Source organism: Pseudomonas sp. HMSC065H01 (assembly GCF_001815235.1).
Classification (GTDB): domain Bacteria; phylum Pseudomonadota; class Gammaproteobacteria; order Pseudomonadales; family Pseudomonadaceae; genus Pseudomonas; species Pseudomonas aeruginosa.
Window position 1 is genome coordinate 1 of record NZ_KV819896.1, and the last position, 261, is coordinate 261.

Consider the following 261-nt stretch of genomic DNA (forward strand, 5'->3'; position numbering starts at 1 on the left):
CATCCCATTGCACAGCCCGTCGCCGTGTCCGGACTGCCGTCCCCCTGGGCTGCCCTATCGGGAAGATGGCCGTTGGCTCTGCCGTCCCCGTTCCTTCTGCGCGAAACACGATCCGTCCCGGCGTCCGCCGAAGTACTGGCACGTTGTGCACGACAGCGGGAAGCCCACGCCCTTTGTGCCCGTGCGCGAAGCATTCCAATTGGAGGGCTGACCCATGCTCGCTAAGACCCTGAAAGCGCTGCTCCTGCTCTGCCTGATCCA

General features: G+C 64.8%; 1 protein-coding gene. It reads left to right on the forward strand.

Going from position 1 to position 261, the window contains the following annotated elements:
- On the forward strand, positions 1–211 hold a 211-nt coding region (locus HMPREF3014_RS17925), incomplete at its 5' end, for a lysogeny maintenance protein PflM (RefSeq protein ID WP_070734393.1).
- Positions 212–261: the final 50 nt, after the last annotated feature.